The following is a 19,591-nucleotide window of genomic DNA, read 5'->3' as shown; positions in this document are numbered from 1 at the left end:
GCTGTTTCATATCTTCGCTGTGGGGCCGCTCTCCGGAAAGCGGCCCGCTTCATGCGCCGGAGAACTAGGGAAAAGGCCTTTGCCTTATGTGTATGCAGGGTTGGGGGCGTCTCTTCTTCTTAAAATTCAACCGGACCTGCATGGTTCCCGCGACTTGGCTACTTGGGCTATGCAGTACCGTTAATGGCTTTGGAAGTTCAAGAAAAAAATGATCAGAAAAAGGAAGGGAAAAGTTTAATCAGATCAGAGGCTTGTCGTAAATGCCGGCATTTATACCATTCAAAGGTAAATGAAAAATTTTTCAAGACAGGTGGTAATTGTTACCACCCGGGGTATCACATCCTTTCAATAGTTTTATAAATTCTTCCCGGGTTGGTGGCCTGGGGTTGTCCGGGTCCCCTGACTTTCCACCAACCCGTGCGGGGACCGACGTTCTTCCCGGTGGTCCTGCATTCTCAGGCGGTGGTTGTACCCCTTCTTCTTTGAACAGTCTGCCGGGCGGGCCTGATGGCCAGGCTATCATGGTCCTGATGGGCTCAGGGGAGTATTTCACTGAACACATCCAAATCGCCTCCCTCAACATGCAGGTTCTGTTAAAGGACCATCCATATTTAATTGTAGAATTCCTGCAAAACAATAGAGCCGGTGGTGGAGCTACCTGCTCCCGGCGGGGGTATGTCCCATCCCCGCAACCCGCAAGGCTTCGATAGGCAGGAATTATCTTAGATACCATTTTATGGTATCTAAGATTATTATACGCCAATGTTTGCAAAATACCTTTTTTTGGAAATTATAATTTTAAAAAAATATTAGACTAAGAGGTATTCCTTAGGGGTCTGGCCATTGGCCATTAGCCACCAAAGGCCCAAAGCACTCTCCCCAAAGAAATACCCCAAAGCCCAAAACCCGCTCTTGTCTGCTGTTTTTTTCTATGCTATAATATCGTCGTGTGTTTATAAGTAGTTAATGCCGCAGGCATTTGCATTTGCTGGAGAAAGAAGGTGAGTGTAAGTGAAAGAAAAAATTCATCCCAATTATAATGAAGTAGAAGTTAAGTGTGTATGTGGAAACACCTTTAAAACCGGTTCCACCAAGAAGGAGATCAAAGTTGAAATTTGCTCCAACTGCCATCCCTTCTTCACCGGGGCCCAGCGTCAAATTGAAGTCGGTGGCCGGGCCGAGAAGTTCCGTAAGAAATACGGCTTGAAATAGCTTAGTTAGCAGAGCGGTGGCTCTGCTTTTTCCTTATTGGAAACCTTTAAGGAATATTGGGAAAAAAGCCGCCCAGTCGGAGGTAAAATACATGTCTTTTCAATACGGAGGCCAGGCGGTCATCGAAGGCGTCATGATGCGGGGACCAGACAGCCGGGCCATTGCGGTGCGCCGGCCTGATGAAACCATCATTATTAACGAAAAGCCCGTGGGTTCCATTACCCGGAGGCTCACATTTCTCAAGCTTCCCTTTATTCGCGGCGTGGTCATGTTGTTTGAATCCCTCATCATGGGGATTGAAGCCTTGGCCTTTTCGGCCGAGCAGGCCATGGGGGAAGAGGAAGAGGAAAAACTGAGCAAGTGGGAAATGTTTTTAACCATTGCCGTTTCTCTGGGTTTGGCCATCGTGCTGTTTATCGTGATTCCCACCACGTTGACATACTATACGGCTTCTGCCATCCAGGACAACTTCGTCCGCAACCTTGTGGAGGGGGCCATTCGACTGGTCGTCTTTCTCGGGTACGTGGCAGGGGTCTCCCGGATGAAGGATATTCAACGGGTATTCATGTATCACGGTGCGGAACACAAGGTTATTAACGCCTATGAAGCAGGCAAAGAGCTGACCGTGGAGGAAGTACAGAAATTTTCCACCCTGCACCCCCGCTGCGGCACCAGCTTCCTGCTCATTGTTATCCTTATCAAGGTGGTTATTTTCTCCGGAGTCACCGCTTCGGGGTTGTTCGGTCAAATTTTCTTTCGCATCCTGCTGCTCCCGGTGGTGGCCGGGGTAGCCTATGAACTTCTCAAGCTGTCGGGGAAGTACCAGGACAGGGGCCTCTGCCGCATCTTTATCGCCCCGGGCCTCTGGCTGCAAAAGCTGACCACCAGAGAACCCGATGACAGCCAAGTAGAAGTGGCCATTAAAGCCTTTAATGCAGTCCGTAAGGAAGGTGACATCAATGTTCGCTAAACTCCAGGCGCTGGAGGATAAATACGTACAACTGGAAAACCAAATCAGCGATCCGGAAGTCATGGCCGACCGGGCCAGGTGGCAGCAACTGGTAAAAGCCCACTCGGACCTGGGGGAAGTAGTGGATGTTTTCCGCCAGTACAAAAAAGCCCGCAACGATCTCCAGGAAAACAAGCAAATGCTGGAAGAGAAGCTGGAGCCGGACTTTCGGGAAATGGTAGAATTAGAAATTGAAGAACTGGAAGGCAAAATCGAAGAGCTGGAGAAGAAACTCAAAATTTTGCTGCTGCCCAAGGACCCCAACGATGAGAAAAACGTAATTATGGAGATCCGCGGCGGTACCGGCGGCGAAGAGGCCGCTTTGTTTGCCGGCGACCTGTTCAGAATGTATTCCCGCTACGCCGAAAAGAAGGGCTGGCGCACCGAAATTCTCGACGCCAACGAGACCGACCTGGGAGGCTTCAAGGAAGTCACCTTTGTCATCGAGGGGAAGGGCGCCTACAGCACCCTGAAATTCGAGAGCGGTGTGCACCGGGTGCAGCGGGTGCCCGCCACCGAAAGCGGCGGCCGCATCCACACCTCTGCCGCCACCGTGGCAGTTTTGCCGGAAGCGGAAGAGGTTGATATTGAAATCAATCCCAATGACCTCCGCATCGACCTGTTTTGTGCCAGCGGCCCCGGCGGCCAGTGCGTAAACACCACCCAGTCCGCGGTGCGGATTACCCACATCCCCACCGGCACAGTGGTGTCCTGCCAGGATGAAAAATCCCAGCATAAGAATAAAGAGAAGGCCATGCGCGTATTGAGGGCCCGCCTGCTGGATAAAGCCCAGGAGGAACAGCAAAAGGCCATCGCCGGCGCGCGGAAGTCCATGGTGGGCAGCGGTGACCGCAGCGAGCGCATCCGCACCTATAACTTCCCCCAAAACCGCGTCACCGACCACCGCATCGGCCTCACGGTACACCGCCTGGAAAGCGTGCTGCAGGGCGATTTGGACGAAATCATCGAAGCCCTCATCACCACCGACCAGGCCGAACGCCTCAAAGCCGAGCAAACCGACTAACATCGGGGGGTCAGACCCCTTTTGGGATTTTTTTCCAAAAGGGGTCTGACCCCCGTAAGGTGAGGTTTACCATGCAAATTCGAGAGGCCCTTATCATGGGACGGGAATTTTTAAATTTACATAACATCCAGTCCGCCAACCTGGATGCCCAGGTGCTGTTGTCCAAGGTGACGGGGCTGGATCGGACAGGTTTATTTCTGCAGGGGGAACGAGACCTTACAGCCGAGCAGCAGCAGCAATACAGGAGTCTCCTGGACAGACGGGCCTGGGGGGAACCGGTGGCCTATTTAACCGGGTTTAAGGAATTTATGGGCCTGGACTTTGTGGTTACGCCCGCTGTGCTAATACCCCGCCCGGACACCGAACTGCTGGTGGAAACCGCCCTGGAATACCTAAAAAAAACCCACAAGAAAAATCCTCTGGCCGTGGATGTGGGGACGGGCAGCGGCGCCATCGCCATAAGCCTGGCCTGCCTGGTTCCCGAGCTGCGGGTCTTGGCCATAGACCTCTCAGCTGAGGCCCTGGCAATAGCCAGACAAAACGCCCGGCTGCACCGGGTGGAGGGCCGGATAGACTTCATGCAGGGAAACCTGCTGGAACCGATGCCTCCGGAAATGAAGGGAAGCATCGACGTAATAACCGCGAACCTTCCCTACATCCCCAGCGGCGACATCCCCGGACTCATGCCTGACGTCAAGGACTTCGAACCCCACCTGGCCCTAGACGGCGGCCTGGACGGTTTAGACCTTTACCGCCTCCTGATTCCCGGGGCCTGCCGTTTCCTGCAGCCGGGCGGGCTGCTGCTGATGGAAATCGGCCCGGGACAGGGCGAACCAGCTCGTAGGATTTTGCCTGCCGACCGGTGGCATTCAGAAATAAAGCTTGACCTCGCCGGCCGTCAGCGGCTGGTGGCGGCGAAAAAGAAATGATCCATATTAATGAGTAATTCTGGGCGTAGAAGCAGCCATAGCAGAAAATCCCCGGGGTAACCCTGGGGATTTTGTCGTGGTATACAAATTATGTTAATAACTTGGGTACCGGGCGCCTTATTAGGACATCATTTTGGTTAAAGCGTTGTAGGAAGTGAGTCCCCCGATGACGGTTATCAGCAAGCCGCTGAGCCGGGGCAGCAGGCGGCAAGGGCCGCGCTCTAGCAGCGTTCCCGCAAAGGAGGACAGCTTCACGAAGACCAGCCCCACAGCCACCAGGGCGACGGCCCCGCCGATGCCAAAGGCAACAACTAGGGCGAGGCCGGTCAGCATCGCCCCGCTGCTGACAGAAAGCAGCAGCACGGCCAGGGCGCTGGGGCAGGGCATCAGGCCGTTGGTAAATCCCAGCATCAGCACATCCAACAGATTGCCTTTGGGCGGGCTGTCATTCTTGACCGAGAACTTGCGTGGATGGCGGGAACCCCCGCAGCCGCAGCTGCAGGCATCATTTTTTCGCAGCATCATGCGCAGCCCCACCAGTACGATAATAACACCGGAAATCAGCTTCAGCCAGATTTCCATACGGTCCTGCGGCAAAACAGCGCCGGACATGGCCAGCGCTGCAGCCGAGTGGGCCATGACGGCCATCATCACGATCACCAATGTGTGCGTAACGGCCGAAGTCAGGCCCAGCAGAACGGCATCCCTTGACCTTCCCCGGGACATCATTAAATAGGCTCCCATGATGCTCTTGCCGTGGCCCGGCTCCAACGCGTGCAAAGCCCCGATACCCAGAGCCGACCAGAAATACAACCAAAAATCCACGGCTCATTCCTCCTGTGCAGCGCTTGCTTAAGGGTATTCCTTTGGGGTCGGCCATTGGCCGTTAGCCATTGACTGTTGGCCGTTAGCCTTTGGCTATTAGTTATTAGCCCTGGCCCCTTAAGGAAACGGTTTTTACCAAATTGTATTCAAGAGTCAAACCAATTTATGCCAAATAATGCCTGCATTCACGCCTCTCTAAAAAAACTGTGTCCAACAGCCAACAACCAAGAACCAATGACCAACAGGTAAAGGCCAAAGGCCAACAACCAACAACCAACAGCCAATGGCGCAGAGCTCAAAAACATGATATAATTTCCACCGTAAGGACGGAGATGCCTAATGAAAAACACCGGTACCCGGGTGTGGCAACTGGACCCCGACAGACCTGATCCGGAAATTATTTCCCGGGCGGCGGAGATCATAAAAAAAGGAGGCCTGGTGGCCTTTCCCACGGAAACGGTCTATGGCCTGGGCGCCAACGGCCTGGACGGTGAGGCTGTGGCCGGTATCTACCGGGCCAAGGGCAGACCCTCGGACAACCCATTAATTTTACACGTGGCCGACCTGGATATGGCCAACCGCCTCAGCCGCAACCTGCCGCCGCAGGCACCGCTTTTGATGGAAAAATTCTGGCCCGGGCCGTTAACCCTGGTGGTTCCCAAAGCCGGGGGTATCCCGCAGCAAGTGACCGGGGGCCTGGACACCGTGGCCGTACGGATGCCCGGTCACCCGGTGGCGTTGGCCCTAATTAAGGCTGCTGGTGTACCCATCGCAGCCCCCAGCGCCAACCGGTCCGGCCGCCCCAGTCCCACCACCGCGGACCATGTCCTGGCCGATTTGGAGGGACGGGTGGATGCCATCCTGGACGGCGGACCTGCCGGCCTTGGTTTGGAATCTACGGTCCTCGACTTAACCGGCCCTTGCCCGATCATCTTGCGTCCCGGCGGGGTCACCTATGAACAACTGGCCGGGGTTCTCAAAGAGGTGGCCATTGACCGGTCGGTGTTGGGAGAAAAGTTATCCAAAGACCAGGTTCCCCGCTCCCCCGGTATGAAATATATTCACTATGCCCCGGCAGCTCCGGTCATCCTTTTTGAAGGGGAGCCGGAAAAGGTACGGCAAGCCCTGAGCCGCCGCGCGGCGGAACTTTCCGCCAGGGGCAAGCGGGTGGGCATCCTGGCCACCGAAGAAACCGCTGCCGGGTATGCCGGGGGAGCCAAGATACTCACCATGGGCCGCAGAAAAAACCCTGCCGATGCCGCAGCGTTACTCTTTGGCCGGTTGAGGCAGTTTGATCAACTGCAGGTTGATGTAATCCTGGCCGAAGGCATGGAAACCCGGGGAATCGGCCTTGCGGTCATGAACCGCCTGCGCCGCGCCGCCTCGGAAATCGTAAAGTGCTGAGGGCTTTGGGGTATTCCTTTGGGGTCTGGCCATTGGCTTTTAGACGCTGCGCATAATTTTTTTATTTCTTCAAACATACATATAGTAGCTAGGGAAACACTATTTGAGATAACCCGATAATAGTCTTAACGAAAAAAGCTATGGCCGATGGCTTGAATAATCAACCCGGAAGAAATTAGCCCTGATGGCCCACAGCCAAAGGCCAAAGGCCGACGGCCTGACCCCAAAGAATTCCCCCAAAGACAAGGACGGTGTTACTTTGGATCTTTTTACTCTGCTGGCCCTGGCCGTTGCGTTGGGGTCGGATGCTTTTTCTTTATGTGTCGGTATTGGCATGGCCGGTGTCACCCGCCGGCAAATTGCCATTATCAGCCTGACAGTGCTGGTTTTTCATATCTTCATGCCCCTGCTGGGCTGGTATGTGGGAGGTTTTCTGGGAAGCAAAGTGGGTCAGGCGGCCTCCATTGCCGGGGCCCTGCTGCTGGTCTACCTGGGGGCGAAAATGATTTGGGATGCCTTAAAACCCGGCCTTGAAGAACCCCGGTTTGTCATCACCAACACCGGAGGACTGCTTCTGCTGTCTGCCAGTGTCAGCATGGATGCTCTCAGCGTAGGCTTTACCCTGGGAACCCGGCAGGTTTCTCTGGCCCTGGCTGCAGGAGTCATCGGTATGGTGGCGGGGGCCATGACTCTGGCCGGACTCACCCTGGGCAAATTTGTCGGCGGTTGGATCGGCGACAAGGCACAGTTGGCGGGAGGAGTCATACTGACCGGGATAGGTATTAAGTTGTTTTTTTAGGGGATATTGCAGAAATCATACATAAAAATCAACTGTCCACGGCAATTTTGGACAGTTTTTTCTTATTGTACTTACCGGCGTCGGAAATACTACCAGCGGAGGAATGCAAATGATGGCAAAGAAAGTCCTTTTTGTATGTACAGGAAATACCTGTCGCAGCAGCATGGCCGAGGCGCTGGCCCGGGCCGTGGCATCGGAAATGGGGATTACGGGATTACAGTTTCTTTCGGCCGGCACCCTGGCCTGGCCCGGGGACAAAGCGTCCGACCAGGCCGTAGAAGCCCTGGCGGAACAGGGAATCGAACTTTCCCGGCACCGGGCCACTTTATTAACCCCCCAACTGGTGGAGGAGGCCGACCTGGTGCTGACCATGACCGAGAGTCACCGCAGGCAAGTACTGAACCTGCTGCCGGATGCCCAAGGAAAAGTCTTTACCCTGGGAGAATTTGCGGGCGTTCCGGGCGATATTGCCGATCCTTACGGCAGCCCGGTGGACAACTACCGCCGCTGCGCCGAGGAGATAAAAGCCTTGATCCGCAAGGTATTGCAGAAACTGAACAATGAACAAAACAAACCTTAAAACATATTTTCAAAAAACAAAGGAATTACCCTCTTCGACGAAGAAACAAATATCGACAGATATGGAGGTTTTATAAGATGAATAAAATTTCAGTGGTTCTTGGCAGTGACCATGCCGGTTTTGAGATGAAGGAACAAATTCGCCAGTACCTGCAAGGCAGGGGCTACTTTGTTCAGGATATGGGCTGCCAGGGCACAGAGTCCTGCGATTATCCCGACTTTGCACTGGCAGTGGGAGAAAAGATCCGTTCCGGCGAATGCCAGCGGGGCATCCTCATCTGCGGCACCGGCGTAGGCATGGCCATTGCCGTCAATAAAGTTCCCGGCGTCCGCGCCGCCAACGTCTTCGACCCCGCCATTGCGGTCCTGGCCCGGGAACACAACGACGCCAACGTCGTCACCCTGGGCTCCCGGTTTATCGACCTGGAAAAAGCCAGAGAAATCGTAGAAAAATTCATGACCACCGACTTCGCCGGCGACCGCCACGCCAGACGGGTTAACAAAATTTCTGAGATTGAGAAAAAGTATAGCTTATAGAAAATTATGACCAAAAAGAAATGCAATCAAAAAAGCTGATGGCTGACGGCTGAAGGCTGATGGCTAAAAGCTTTTCCACTATAATTTTGTAAGGAGAGGACACTTATGTTCAAAGGAAACCTTATACAGACCGATCCCGAGCTTGCTAATGCCATCCAACTGGAACTCCAACGCCAGCAGAGAAACATCGAGCTCATTGCCTCGGAAAACTTCGTCAGCCCTGCGGTGCTGGAGGCCCAGGGGTCGGTGTTAACCAACAAATACGCCGAGGGTTATCCCGGCAAGCGCTACTACGGCGGCTGTGAATTTGTCGATATAGTGGAAAGCCTGGCCATTGAGAGGGCCAAGCAGCTGTTCGGGGCAGACCATGTCAATGTGCAGCCCCACTCCGGAGCCCAAGCCAACTTTGCGGTCTACTTTGCCCTGCTGCAGCCCGGCGATAAAATTCTCGGCATGAACCTGGCCCACGGCGGCCACCTGACCCACGGCAGCCCGGTTAACGTCTCCGGAAAATACTTTACAATCGTCTCCTATGGCGTCGAAGAAGCCACCGGACGCATCAACTACGACCAGCTGCGCGAAATTGCCCTGCGGGAAAAACCGAAAATGATTGTAGCCGGCGCCAGCGCCTACCCCCGGGCCATTGACTTTAAACGGATCGGGGAAATTGCCAAAGAAACAGGGGCTTACTTTTTTGTGGACATGGCTCATATTGCCGGACTGGTGGCAGCCGGACTGCACCAGAACCCGGTGCCTTACGCCGACGTGGTCACCACCACCACCCACAAAACCCTGCGCGGCCCCCGCGGCGGCATGATTCTCTGCAAAGAACAATATGCCCAGCTGATTGACAAAGCCATCTTCCCCGGCAGCCAGGGCGGTCCCCTGATGCACGTCATAGCGGCCAAAGCCGCTGCCTTTGGGGAAGCGCTGAAGCCCGAATTCAAAGCTTACCAGCAGCAAATCATCAACAACGCCCAGGCCCTGGCCCAAGGCTTGATGCAGCGCGGGTTCAACCTGGTTTCCGGCGGCACCGACAACCACCTCATGCTGGTGGATCTCCGGGGCACCGGCATCACCGGCAAAGAAGCTGAAAAACTGCTGGATGAAGTTCATATCACTTGCAATAAAAACGCCATCCCCTTCGACCCCGAGAAGCCCTTTGTTACAAGCGGCATCCGCCTGGGCACCCCTGCCGTCACCACCCGGGGCTTTAAAGAAGAGGACCTGGACCAGGTGGCCGAAATCATCGCCATGACCCTCCAGGGCAAGGACAACCCCGCCATCAAAGACAAAGCCCGGGCCATGGTGAAAGAGCTGTGCGACAAGTACCCGCTGTATGCTTAGGGGTATTCCTTACGGGTCTAGTCTGGGCCGGAGAAGCATTCCTCAAGGGTCCTGTCTGGGCTATTGGGTAGTACTTTGGGGTTCTGGTCTGGGCTTTGGGGTAGAACTTTTGGGTCCTGTATTTTTGGGCAGGACCCAAGAGAAAAGCAGCATAAGCCCAGACATGACCCCAAAGAACGACAGGAGGTTCGAGCCATGCGCCCTTCCTGGGATGAATATTTTATGGAAATTACCCGGGTGGTTGCCGCCCGTTCTACTTGTTTGCGCCGCAAAGTGGGAGCTGTCATTGTGAAGGACAACCGCATCCTGGCCACCGGCTACAACGGCGCTCCCGCCGGATTGGCCCACTGCCTGGAAATCGGCTGCCTGCGGGAACAAATGAGCATCCCCTCCGGCCAGCGCCACGAACTATGCCGTGGCCTGCATGCGGAGCAAAATGCCATTATCCAGGCAGCGGTCCACGGCACCGCCATCCGGGGCAGTATCATCTACGTCACCAACCAGCCTTGCGTCATGTGCAGTAAAATGATCGTCAACGCCGGGATCAAAAAAGTCATTTTTGCCGGCGACTACCCCGACGAACTGTCCCTGAAAATCTTTCAAGAAGCCAAAGTGGAACTCATAAAACTCCCCTCGTAGAGGGGTCAGCCCCCTTTTCAAGTTAAGAACCGTCCCCAACTTGAATTCCCTGCTGGGGGAGAGGAGGCAAGCTATGCTTACGAAAACCATTGCCCTGCCAAAACTGAATAACCTCTCGCCCACCATGGAGTCCACCGCCCTGAAACTCATGGAAGAGGCCGGCGAGCTGGCCCAGGCCATCGGCAAGCTCAGAGGCATGAGCGGGGAGCAGGCAAGGTGGGAGGAAAAAGAAGTTATGGAACTGATCACCAAAGAACTGCTGGACGTAGCCCAAACCGCCGTCAGCATGATGTTCGTTTTGGAGGAACACTACGGCGTAAACATAGAAAAGGCCCGGGAACAGCATATCAGCAAGCTTGTTAAAAAAGGATACCTAAAAACCAACGGCCAATAGCCAATGGCCAAAAGCATTACCCAGGAGGCTAAATATGCTCAAAATTCTCACCGTTTTCGGCACCCGCCCCGAGGCCATCAAAATGGCCCCATTAGTAAAAGAACTCAACAGCAGGCCCGATAAAATCCGGTCCCTGGTTGCTGTAACCGCGCAGCATAGAGAAATGCTGGACCAGGTCCTGGAACTGTTTGATATCGTCCCGGACTACGACCTCAATATCATGCAGGAGGGACAGACCCTCTACGACGTCACCGTCCGCGCCCTGGAGGGGCTGAAAGACGTCCTCATAGACAGCAACCCGGACCTGGTGCTGGTGCATGGCGACACCACCACCACCTTTGCGGCGGCCCTGGCGGCCTACTACCGGCAAATTCCCGTGGGCCACGTGGAGGCCGGCCTGCGCACCCATAACAAATACTCCCCCTTTCCGGAGGAAATGAACCGTCACCTTACCGGGGCCCTGGCCGAATACCATTTTGCGCCCACCGAAAGGGCCATGCAAAATCTGATTAAGGAAAACGTCAATCCGGACAACATTTTCGTCACCGGCAACACCGTCATTGATGCCTTAAAGGCAACCGTCAAAGAAAACTATGTATTTTCCGATCCCCTTTTGAATAATATAGATTTTGGCAGACAGCGTGTCCTGCTGGTAACCACCCACCGCAGGGAAAACCTGGGCCAGCCCATGCGCGACATCTACCGGGCCCTTAAAGAAATTGTCGAAACTTACCCGGATGTCGAAATTGTCTTCCCGGTACACAGGAATCCCGCCGTCCGCCGAGTGGTCAACGAAATCCTGGGCAACATACCCAGGGTGCACCTCATCGAGCCCCTCCAGTACGAGCCCTTTATCAACCTGATGCAGCGCTGCTACCTGGTGCTGACGGATTCGGGGGGCCTGCAGGAAGAAGCGCCTTCCCTGGGCAAGCCCGTCTTAGTCCTGCGCAGCACCACCGAGCGGCCGGAGGCCGTTGAGGCAGGCACCGTAAAACTGGTCGGCACCGACCGGGAGGTTGTTCTGTCTGTCACAAAAGAATTGTTGAATAACCCCGAGGCCTACAAAGCCATGGCCGAGGCGGTTAACCCCTACGGGGACGGTCTGGCTGCCAAGCGGATTGCGGATTTCCTTTGTTACAAATTTCATTTAACAGAAGGCCGGCCGGAGGAATTTTTGCCCAAAAAATAAGGCAAAATCGGCCTGTCGGAGTTGCATGAAAGTTGTCAGATTAAAAAATAATTTAAAAAATTGCCTAAAATCCCTAACCGGCTGGAGGAATAATGAAAATCTTGTAGAAGTTATATATCAAACCTCACAAGATTGGCGTCTGGCTGACAAAGTTATACTCCCAACTGGTGGCACATATTGTGAATAATGGAATTAACATGGTCCGTTTCCGCGACCCGGGGTAATGACAAAAGCCAAATGCTAGCAACAGCCAACAGCGGGACCCAAAAGCAATACCCGCAAGGCTGGCAACTGGACCCGAAAGGAATACCCAAAAGCCATGAGTGGAAAAGGTAAAGGAGACCCGCTTAGAGCACTGGCGCTGGCATCGTCCATCAGCGTGGAGATCGCGGCCGCTACGGTTGCCGGCTTCATGGGAGGGCGGTGGCTGGACAGCAAGCTGGATACCGCTCCCTGGTTCATGCTGGCAGGGCTGCTGCTGGGTATGGCCGGGGGGATGTGGGGGGTCTACCATACGCTGGAAACCTTCCGCAAGAAAGACAAGGGGTGAGTCGATGCTGGGATCCACTACCATACCGAGTCTGGAAGTGCAACTGAAACGCACCGTCAAATGCACGGCCATTGTGGTGGCCTTGATGGCGCTGGCGGTTGTGGTGGATTATCAAAACGCCGTTTATAAGGGCTTTTTGATCGGTTCCCTGGTCAGCTTGCAAAACGCCATCCTTCTCAGCAAGAGAATTAAAAAGGCTTCCACCATCAAAGATGTGGGTAAAGCAATTGCATACATGCGCAGGGGCTTTTTTATCCGCCTGATCCTTATTATGGCCACCCTGTGGCTGTCTGTCAGAATTCCCAGTGTCAGCGTGCATGCCGCAGCGGTAGGCTTGTTTGTTGCCCCGGTCCTGTCGATATCCGATTTTCTGATCACGTTGCTTAAAGAGAGCGTCCTCAATAAAGACGCCCTCGCAAATAAAGTTAATTCATTTCAACGTGAAGGGGGTGAAAACGCATGAGCGCTGCGGCGGGAGCTGCGCATGCAGCAGAGCATCATGATATGCTGCACCAGGTGGAAGTGGCCCTGAACTACTGGGGAATTCCGCTGTTCTCGGAGTACGACAAGTACTGGCACATCATGGGCCTCAGCATCAGCCCCAGGACCATGATCATGACCTGGATCACCATGGCCATTGTATTGCTCTTTGCCTGGGCCTGCACGAGAAATCTGAACGTCAGAAGCCCCGGTAAAGGACAGGCTACCTTTGAATTGCTGTGGGAATTCCTGGGCGGGCAGGTGTTTGCCAACCTGGGTAAAAACAAGCTGGGTAATGCTATGCTGCCCATCATCGTAACATTCTTTACCTATATCGCCTTTGCCAACCTGCTGGGTCTGATACCCACGTTAAGTTCACCCACGGCAGATAAAAACACAACCTTTGGTTTAGCTTTAATCGTTGTCTTTTTAATTCATTACCACGGCATCAAATCCAACGGTCTCGGCGGTCACATCGGCCACTACTTCCAACCCTTTAAACCCTTCGTGGTTCTGCACCTGATCGAAGAAGTGGCCAGACCGGTGACGCTGGCCTTCCGTCTTTACGGCAACATCTTTGCCGGTGAAGTGCTGATCGCTGTACTGTTAGGTCTGATCAACATAAACGCCTATGTATTCGGCGGATTTATCCCGTCGGTTATTTGGTTGGCGTTCTCGGTGTTTGTCGGTTTTGTGCAAGCATTCGTTTTCTCGATGCTGACCATCGCCTACGTATCACAGTTCGCCGCTCATCACGATGCTGCTGACCACCACTAGGTTTTAAGTGATGAACATCTTACGAAAGGAGGGGAAATGGAAATGGAAGTAACTGCTGCTGCTGCCATCGCTACCGGCCTGGCCGTAGGTTTAGGCGCTCTGGGTGCCGCTGTTGGTGACGGTATCTGCACCGGCAAAGCCATCGAAAGCATTGCCCGTCAGCCCGAAGCTAAAGGTACCATTCAAACCACCATGTTTATTTCCGTAGGTCTGATCGAATCTATCCCCATTATCGCCGTAGTTCTTGCCTTCATGCTGTTTGGTAAGATTGGTTAATTTTGAAGGATAGTCTAGTTTTTTTAAGGACGGGGGCGATTTGGCGGGCTTAACGCTGTCTCCAAGCCCGCAGTCGCCTTCCTTATTGTCCGCCCAGACGGAAGGAGGGGAATTTGTGGAGAGCTTAGGTTTTAATGCTACGTTATTAGCCCAGATGTTCAACTTCCTGGTCTTATTAATCCTGCTCCGGGCGGTGGCCTACAAGCCGTTTATGAACATGCTGGAAAAACGCAGGGAACTGATCGAAAGCAGCATTGCTGCGGCCGAAGAAGATAAAAAGCAGGCAGAACAAATGCGCGCCGCTTTACAGGCCGAACTGCAGCGTTCCCGTGAACAGGCCGCTGAAATGATGGCCCGGGCTACCAAGAATGCTGAAGAACAGGCCCAGCAGATCATCGAGGCAGCCAAAGCGGAAGCTGCCCGTGTGAAAGACAGCGCCCTAGCCGAAATCCAGCGTGAAAAGGAAAAGGCCGTGGCCGAACTCAGGGACCAGGTTGCTACACTCTCCATTTTGGTGGCTGGCAAAATTATCGACCAGAAACTCAATGGTGACATTCATAAGGATCTGGTTAACAAATTTGTTAAAGAGGCAGGCGATCTGCCATGTTAAAAGGGGCTGTGGCAAGACGTTATGCCCAGGCCCTGTATGAAATTGCCCGGGACAAAAACGCCCTGGAAACCATGGAACAGGAACTGAAGGGCATTGCCGAGGCAATCGAAGGGACCAGGGAACTCCAAAAGGTATTATACCACCCGCAGGTGTTACCCAGCGAGAAGAAAAACCTTCTCAAGGCGCTCTTTGCCGACAAAATTTCCGCCGAGACCATGAACTTCCTTGGTCTTGTTGTAGATAAGCGCAGAGAGAACTATATCGCAGGCATTGCCGCCGAGTTTTCGGCCTTGGCCAACGAAGCCCGCGGTAAAGTGGCCGCCGAAGTAACCTCCGCCATTGAACTTAGCGAGGAACAAAAACAACAATTGGTGCAAGTAGCCTCCCGCTTGGCCGGTAAAGAAGTGGAACCGACTTTTACGGTGGATCCTTCCCTTATCGGCGGCGTTGTTGTAAAAATCGGTAGTAAGGTTATCGACGGCAGCATCAAGACCCGCCTTGCTACCCTGAAATCACGCCTCATGTCCAAAACCAGTTAATAGATAGGGGTGAACCAGTACATGAATTTGCGACCTGAAGAGATCAGCTCGATCATTAGGCAGCAAATCGACAAATACGAGGCCCAGGTAGAAGTATCTGACGTGGGCACCGTTATCCAGGTCGGCGACGGTATCGCCCGTGTTTATGGCCTCGAGGACTGCATGGCCGCAGAACTGTTGGAATTCCCCGGCGGTACCCTCGGTATGGCCCTTAACCTGGAAGAAGATAACATCGGTTGCGTTATTATGGGTCCCTACACCCATATTAAAGAAGGCGACCCCGTTAAGCGTACCGGTCGTATTATCTCCGTTCCCGTCGGCGATGCCCTGATCGGTCGTGTTGTAAACCCGCTGGGCCAGCCCATCGACGGCAAAGGCCCCATTAAAACCGATAAATACCGCGCCACCGAGCGTATCGCTCCCGGCGTTATTACCCGTAAATCCGTTAGCGTGCCTCTGCAAACCGGTATCAAGGCCATCGACGCCATGGTTCCCATCGGCCGCGGCCAGCGTGAGTTAATCATCGGCGACCGCCAGACCGGTAAAACCGCCATTGCCGTTGATACCATCATCAACCAGAAGGGTCAGGACGTTATCTGCATCTACGTGGCCGTAGGTCAGAAGGCCTCCACCGTGGCCGGCGTGGTACAGACCCTGGAAGCCCACGGCGCCATGGAATACTCCATCGTGGTAGCTGCCAACGCTTCCGAACCCGCTCCGCTTTTATACCTGGCTCCCTATGCCGGCTGCGCCATGGGCGAAGAATTCATGGACAACGGTAAAGACGTATTGATCATCTACGATGACCTGTCCAAGCAGGCCGCCGCTTACCGCGAAATGTCCCTGCTGCTGCGCCGCCCGCCGGGCCGTGAAGCCTTCCCCGGTGACGTATTCTACCTGCACTCCCGCCTGCTGGAGCGTGCTGCCCGCCTAGCGCCTGAGTTCGGAGGCGGTTCCTTGACCGCGCTGCCCATCATCGAAACCCAGGCCGGCGACGTGTCTGCCTACATTCCTACCAACGTTATCTCCATTACCGACGGCCAGATCTTCCTGGAAACCGACCTATTCAACGCCGGTCAGCGTCCTGCTATTTCCGTAGGTCTGTCGGTATCCCGCGTTGGTGGCGCTGCGCAAATTAAGGCCATGAAGCAGGTTGCCGGTCAGCTTCGTCTGGACCTGGCCCAGTACCGCGAGCTGGCTGCCTTCGCCCAGTTCGGTTCCGACCTGGACAAAGCCACCCAGGCCCGTCTGAACCGCGGCGCCAGGACCGTGCAAATCCTGAAGCAGCCCCAGTACAAGCCCTATCCCGTTGAAGAGCAGGTTGTTATCATCTACACCGCCGTTAAAGGCTTCCTGGATGATATCGAGCTGAACCGCATCAGCGCCTTTGAAGAGGGCTTCATCAACTTCATGCGTACCAGCAAGGCCGATATCCTGAAGGCCATCAAGACCGATAAAGAAATCAAGCCCGAGACCGATGCCAAGTTAGTGGCAGCCATTGAAGAGTTCAAGAAGACCTTTGCGTAGAGAATCGAGGTTCGCCATCGTTGTTCGCAGGTTGACTTCATAAAATGATTCGTGCCTCGGACATCGAACACCGAACATCGAGAAAAGGTGGTGATTTAGTAAATGCCCAGTGCCCGTGACTTAAGGCGCCGGATTAAGAGTATTAAAAGTACCCAACAAATCACCAAAGCCATGAAGATGGTGGCTGCTGCAAAACTGCGCCGGGCCCAGGAGGCGGCAGAGTCTGCCCGTCCCTTTGCCCTGAAAATTAAAGATGTTTTAAGCCGTGTGGCTGCTGCCAGCGGCGGTGCCAGCCACCCCCTGTTAGAGGTACGGGAAGTTAAAAGAACGGCCTATATCGTCATTACCGCCGACCGCGGCCTGTGCGGCGGCTTTAACGCCAACGTCCTGCGGCGTGCCGCCGCCGAGGTAAGGGATGTGCCCAACCCGGCCATCATTGCCGTGGGCCGCAAGTCCCGCGATTATTTTACCCGCCGTGGCTTTGATGTGGCGGCATCTTACGTGCGTTTAGGCGAGACCATCCAGTTCTCCCAGGCCAAAGAAATCGCCAAGTTTGTCATGGATAAATACATGGCCGGCGAGGTTGATGAGGTATACCTGATCTTCAGCGAGTTTGTTAACGTGCTGACACAGCGTCCCGTTAAAGTCAAACTGCTGCCGGTGGAAACCCCGGCCGAAGAGAACAAGGGTCCCAAGGTGGAATACATCTTCGAGCCCTCTGCCGAATCGGTTTTGGCCAGCCTGCTGCCCACCTACGTGGAAACCACCGTATTCAGGGCTATGCTGGAAGCCAAGGCCGGCGAACAAGGCGCCCGGATGACCGCCATGGATTCCGCCACCAAGAACGCCAAAGAATTGATTTACAAGTTAACCCTGTCCTTGAACCGCGCCCGTCAGGCTGCCATTACCAAGGAAATCTCCGAAATCGTTGGCGGCGCTGCGGCGCTCGAATAATAATGTCGTGAAAATCTGACTGCAAGGAGGTCGGAGAACAACATGAACGTTGGCCATATCGTCAGTGTTATCGGTGTGGTTGTGGACGTCGAGTTCCCGCCAGGCCAGGTACCTGATATATATAGTGCGGTAAAAATCCGTACTGAAGACCAGGAAGACAAGTCCACCGAGTGGAACCTCACCCTGGAAGTGGCCCAGCACCTGGGTAACAACCGCGTACGCTGCATCGCCATGTCCTCCACCGAGGGTCTCAAGCGTGGCATGAAAGTCGTAAATACCGGTAAACCCATCGCCGTTCCCGTAGGACGTCCCGTTCTGGGCCGCCTGCTGAACGTTCTGGGCGAAGAAATTGACGGCAAAGGACCCATTAAATCCGACAAATACTATCCCATTCACCGTCCCGCCCCTGCCCTGATCGACCAGTCCACCAAGGCAGAAATCCTGGAGACCGGCATCAAGGTTATCGACCTGATGATCCCCTTCCTGAAGGGCGGTAAAATCGGTCTCTTCGGCGGCGCCGGTGTAGGCAAGACCGTTATCGTTATGGAGCTCATCAACAACATCGCCAAGCAGCACGGCGGTATCTCGGTATTCGCCGGCGTAGGTGAGCGTACCCGTGAAGGTAACGACCTCTACCATGAAATGAAAGAAGCAGGCGTATTGGATAAGACCATCATGGTGTTCGGTCAGATGAACGAACCCCCGGGAGCCCGTCTCCGGGTAGGTCTCACCGGTCTTACCATGGCCGAGTACTTCCGTGATGAAGAGGGCGCCGACACCCTGCTGTTCATCGACAACATCTTCCGTTTCACCCAGGCCGGTTCCGAGGTTTCCGCGCTGCTGGGCCGTATGCCCTCCGCCGTAGGTTACCAGCCCACCCTGGCCACTGAAATGGGTCAATTGCAAGAACGTATTACCTCCACCCGCAAGGGTTCCGTTACCTCGGTACAGGCCATTTACGTGCCGGCGGACGACCTGACAGACCCGGCGCCGGCCAACGCCTTCGCGCACCTGGACGCCACCGTAGTTCTGAGCCGTCAGATCGCCGAGCTGGGTATCTATCCCGCGGTAGACCCGCTGGATTCCACCTCCCGTATTCTGGACCCCCACATCGTGGGTAAAGAACACTATGAGTGCGCCCGGGGCGTACAGTCCGTACTGCAGCGCTATAAAGAACTGCAGGACATCATCGCCATTCTGGGTATGGACGAACTGTCCGACGAAGATAAACTGATCGTGGCCCGCGCCCGTAAGCTGCAGCGCTTCCTGTCCCAGCCCTTCCACGTAGCGGAAACCTTTACCGGCGCACCTGGTAAATATGTATCCTTGAAGGACACCATACGTGGCTTCAACGAAATCCTTGCCGGTAAATACGACCACCTGCCTGAACAAGCCTTCTATATGGTAGGCGGCATCGAAGAAGTTGTGGAAAAGGCAAAACGTATTGAGGCTGGTGCATAATATGGCTAAAACCCAACGCCTTGATATCGTCACTCCTGAAAAAGTTGTTTTCAGCGAGGAAATCGAATTCATCGTGGCCCCCGGCGCCGACGGTGAACTCGGTATCTTGCCTGAACACGCTCCTCTGGTCACCGCCCTCAAAATTGGCGTTTTGCGGGTCCAGCAGGGCGGCAAGTTCTTTAAAGTGGCCGTCAGCGGTGGGTTCATGGAAGTCAAGAACAGCCGGGTCGTTGTTCTGGCTGACACCGCCGAACGCGCCGATGAAATTGATGTTGAGCGGGCCAGAGCTGCCAAGCAGCGCGCCGAACAGCGCCTGGCCAGCAAAAGCCCCGAAATCGACATCGCCCGGGCCGAAATCGCCCTCCAAAAAGCCCTCAACCGCATCAAAGCGGCCGAGTAAGCAGAGAAAACCCAGGATAGCCAACCTATCCTGGGTTTTAGTATTTTATTAGCAATCATTGGCAATAATATAACAAGACCCCAAAGAAAAGCAGAATAAAACCCAAGGGGTCTGGCTCCTGCTGCACACA

At 54.4% G+C, this 19,591-nt stretch carries 23 protein-coding genes; 22 read left to right on the top strand and 1 reads right to left on the bottom strand.

Annotation, left to right across the window (positions count from 1 at the left end; genetic code table 11):
- The first annotated feature begins 1,011 nt into the window (after positions 1–1,011).
- The 4 genes from rpmE to prmC all read left to right on the top strand — a co-directional run bounded on the left by rpmE (position 1,012) and on the right by prmC (position 4,174).
- Positions 1,012–1,212: a 50S ribosomal protein L31 gene (gene rpmE, locus BUB67_RS07605; protein ID WP_073238202.1), complete on the top strand. Its 201-nt coding sequence runs from the start codon at positions 1,012–1,014 to the stop codon at positions 1,210–1,212.
- Positions 1,213–1,303: 91 nt separating this feature from the next.
- Complete coding sequence (locus BUB67_RS07600) at positions 1,304–2,182, top strand: DUF1385 domain-containing protein (protein ID WP_073238199.1); 879 nt, start codon at positions 1,304–1,306, stop codon at positions 2,180–2,182.
- Complete coding sequence (prfA, locus tag BUB67_RS07595; protein ID WP_073238197.1) at positions 2,172–3,245, top strand: peptide chain release factor 1; 1,074 nt, start codon at positions 2,172–2,174, stop codon at positions 3,243–3,245. Before BUB67_RS07600 ends, prfA begins: the two co-directional genes overlap by 11 nt.
- A 71-nt stretch (positions 3,246–3,316) precedes the next feature.
- Positions 3,317–4,174, top strand: a complete 858-nt coding sequence (gene prmC, locus BUB67_RS07590; protein ID WP_073238194.1) for a peptide chain release factor N(5)-glutamine methyltransferase — start codon at positions 3,317–3,319, stop codon at positions 4,172–4,174.
- Positions 4,175–4,294: 120 nt separating this feature from the next.
- Here the strand turns inward: prmC and BUB67_RS07585 are convergent, their stop codons facing one another.
- Positions 4,295–4,999 (bottom strand): HoxN/HupN/NixA family nickel/cobalt transporter, encoded by a 705-nt coding sequence (locus tag BUB67_RS07585; RefSeq protein WP_073238191.1) that lies wholly within the window; start codon positions 4,997–4,999, stop codon positions 4,295–4,297.
- 339 nt (positions 5,000–5,338) lie between these two features.
- Here BUB67_RS07585 and BUB67_RS07580 point away from each other — a divergent pair, with 339 nt between their 5' ends.
- From BUB67_RS07580 to BUB67_RS07495, 18 genes are all read left to right on the top strand, one after another.
- A complete protein-coding gene (locus BUB67_RS07580; RefSeq protein ID WP_073238188.1) occupies positions 5,339–6,403 on the top strand; it encodes an L-threonylcarbamoyladenylate synthase in 1,065 nt (354 codons plus the stop codon).
- Between the two features lie 259 nt (positions 6,404–6,662).
- On the top strand, positions 6,663–7,202 hold the full coding sequence (locus BUB67_RS07575) for a manganese efflux pump MntP (protein WP_073238407.1): 540 nt from the start codon (positions 6,663–6,665) through the stop codon (positions 7,200–7,202).
- 109 nt (positions 7,203–7,311) lie between these two features.
- Positions 7,312–7,782 carry a low molecular weight protein arginine phosphatase gene (locus tag BUB67_RS07570; protein WP_333870374.1) on the top strand — a complete coding sequence of 157 codons (471 nt, stop codon included), beginning with the start codon at positions 7,312–7,314 and terminating at the stop codon, positions 7,780–7,782.
- A 77-nt stretch (positions 7,783–7,859) separates the two neighbouring features.
- Complete coding sequence (gene rpiB / locus BUB67_RS07565) at positions 7,860–8,318, top strand: ribose 5-phosphate isomerase B (protein ID WP_200798146.1); 459 nt, start codon at positions 7,860–7,862, stop codon at positions 8,316–8,318.
- 105 nt (positions 8,319–8,423) lie between these two features.
- Positions 8,424–9,665, top strand: coding sequence for a serine hydroxymethyltransferase (locus tag BUB67_RS07560; protein WP_073238186.1), 1,242 nt, complete (start codon positions 8,424–8,426; stop codon positions 9,663–9,665).
- Between the two features lie 195 nt (positions 9,666–9,860).
- Entirely contained in the window at positions 9,861–10,304 is a 444-nt protein-coding gene (locus tag BUB67_RS07555) for a deoxycytidylate deaminase (RefSeq protein ID WP_073238183.1), read from the top strand.
- Between the two features lie 73 nt (positions 10,305–10,377).
- Entirely contained in the window at positions 10,378–10,698 is a 321-nt protein-coding gene (locus BUB67_RS07550) for a MazG-like family protein (protein ID WP_073238180.1), read from the top strand.
- 34 nt (positions 10,699–10,732) lie between these two features.
- On the top strand, positions 10,733–11,887 hold the full coding sequence (gene wecB / locus BUB67_RS07545) for a non-hydrolyzing UDP-N-acetylglucosamine 2-epimerase (protein WP_073238177.1): 1,155 nt from the start codon (positions 10,733–10,735) through the stop codon (positions 11,885–11,887).
- A 319-nt stretch (positions 11,888–12,206) separates the two neighbouring features.
- Positions 12,207–12,437 carry an AtpZ/AtpI family protein gene (locus BUB67_RS07540; RefSeq protein ID WP_073238174.1) on the top strand — a complete coding sequence of 77 codons (231 nt, stop codon included), beginning with the start codon at positions 12,207–12,209 and terminating at the stop codon, positions 12,435–12,437.
- Positions 12,438–12,441: 4 nt separating this feature from the next.
- Positions 12,442–12,900, top strand: coding sequence for an ATP synthase subunit I (locus tag BUB67_RS07535; RefSeq protein ID WP_073238171.1), 459 nt, complete (start codon positions 12,442–12,444; stop codon positions 12,898–12,900).
- Positions 12,897–13,694 (top strand): F0F1 ATP synthase subunit A, encoded by a 798-nt coding sequence (atpB, locus tag BUB67_RS07530; RefSeq protein ID WP_073238168.1) that lies wholly within the window; start codon positions 12,897–12,899, stop codon positions 13,692–13,694. Before BUB67_RS07535 ends, atpB begins: the two co-directional genes overlap by 4 nt.
- Positions 13,695–13,736: 42 nt before the next feature.
- Positions 13,737–13,970, top strand: coding sequence for a F0F1 ATP synthase subunit C (gene atpE, locus BUB67_RS07525; RefSeq protein ID WP_008411844.1), 234 nt, complete (start codon positions 13,737–13,739; stop codon positions 13,968–13,970).
- 115 nt (positions 13,971–14,085) lie between these two features.
- Entirely contained in the window at positions 14,086–14,580 is a 495-nt protein-coding gene (gene atpF / locus BUB67_RS07520) for a F0F1 ATP synthase subunit B (RefSeq protein ID WP_073238166.1), read from the top strand.
- Positions 14,574–15,119, top strand: coding sequence for a F0F1 ATP synthase subunit delta (locus BUB67_RS07515; protein ID WP_073238162.1), 546 nt, complete (start codon positions 14,574–14,576; stop codon positions 15,117–15,119). Before atpF ends, BUB67_RS07515 begins: the two co-directional genes overlap by 7 nt.
- Positions 15,120–15,140: 21 nt before the next feature.
- Positions 15,141–16,646, top strand: coding sequence for a F0F1 ATP synthase subunit alpha (atpA, locus tag BUB67_RS07510; protein WP_073238159.1), 1,506 nt, complete (start codon positions 15,141–15,143; stop codon positions 16,644–16,646).
- A 102-nt stretch (positions 16,647–16,748) separates the two neighbouring features.
- A complete protein-coding gene (atpG, locus tag BUB67_RS07505) occupies positions 16,749–17,600 on the top strand; it encodes an ATP synthase F1 subunit gamma (RefSeq protein WP_073238156.1) in 852 nt (283 codons plus the stop codon).
- 42 nt (positions 17,601–17,642) lie between these two features.
- Complete coding sequence (atpD, locus tag BUB67_RS07500) at positions 17,643–19,061, top strand: F0F1 ATP synthase subunit beta (protein WP_073238153.1); 1,419 nt, start codon at positions 17,643–17,645, stop codon at positions 19,059–19,061.
- Position 19,062: 1 nt separating this feature from the next.
- Complete coding sequence (locus tag BUB67_RS07495; protein ID WP_073238398.1) at positions 19,063–19,461, top strand: F0F1 ATP synthase subunit epsilon; 399 nt, start codon at positions 19,063–19,065, stop codon at positions 19,459–19,461.
- The last annotated feature ends 130 nt before the right edge of the window (positions 19,462–19,591 follow it).

This window comes from Desulforamulus putei DSM 12395, assembly GCF_900129195.1.
GTDB lineage: Bacteria > Bacillota > Desulfotomaculia > Desulfotomaculales > Desulfotomaculaceae > Desulfotomaculum > Desulfotomaculum putei.
The sequence above is the reverse complement of the archived record's forward strand: the minus strand, read 5'-3'. Positions and strand labels throughout refer to the sequence as shown.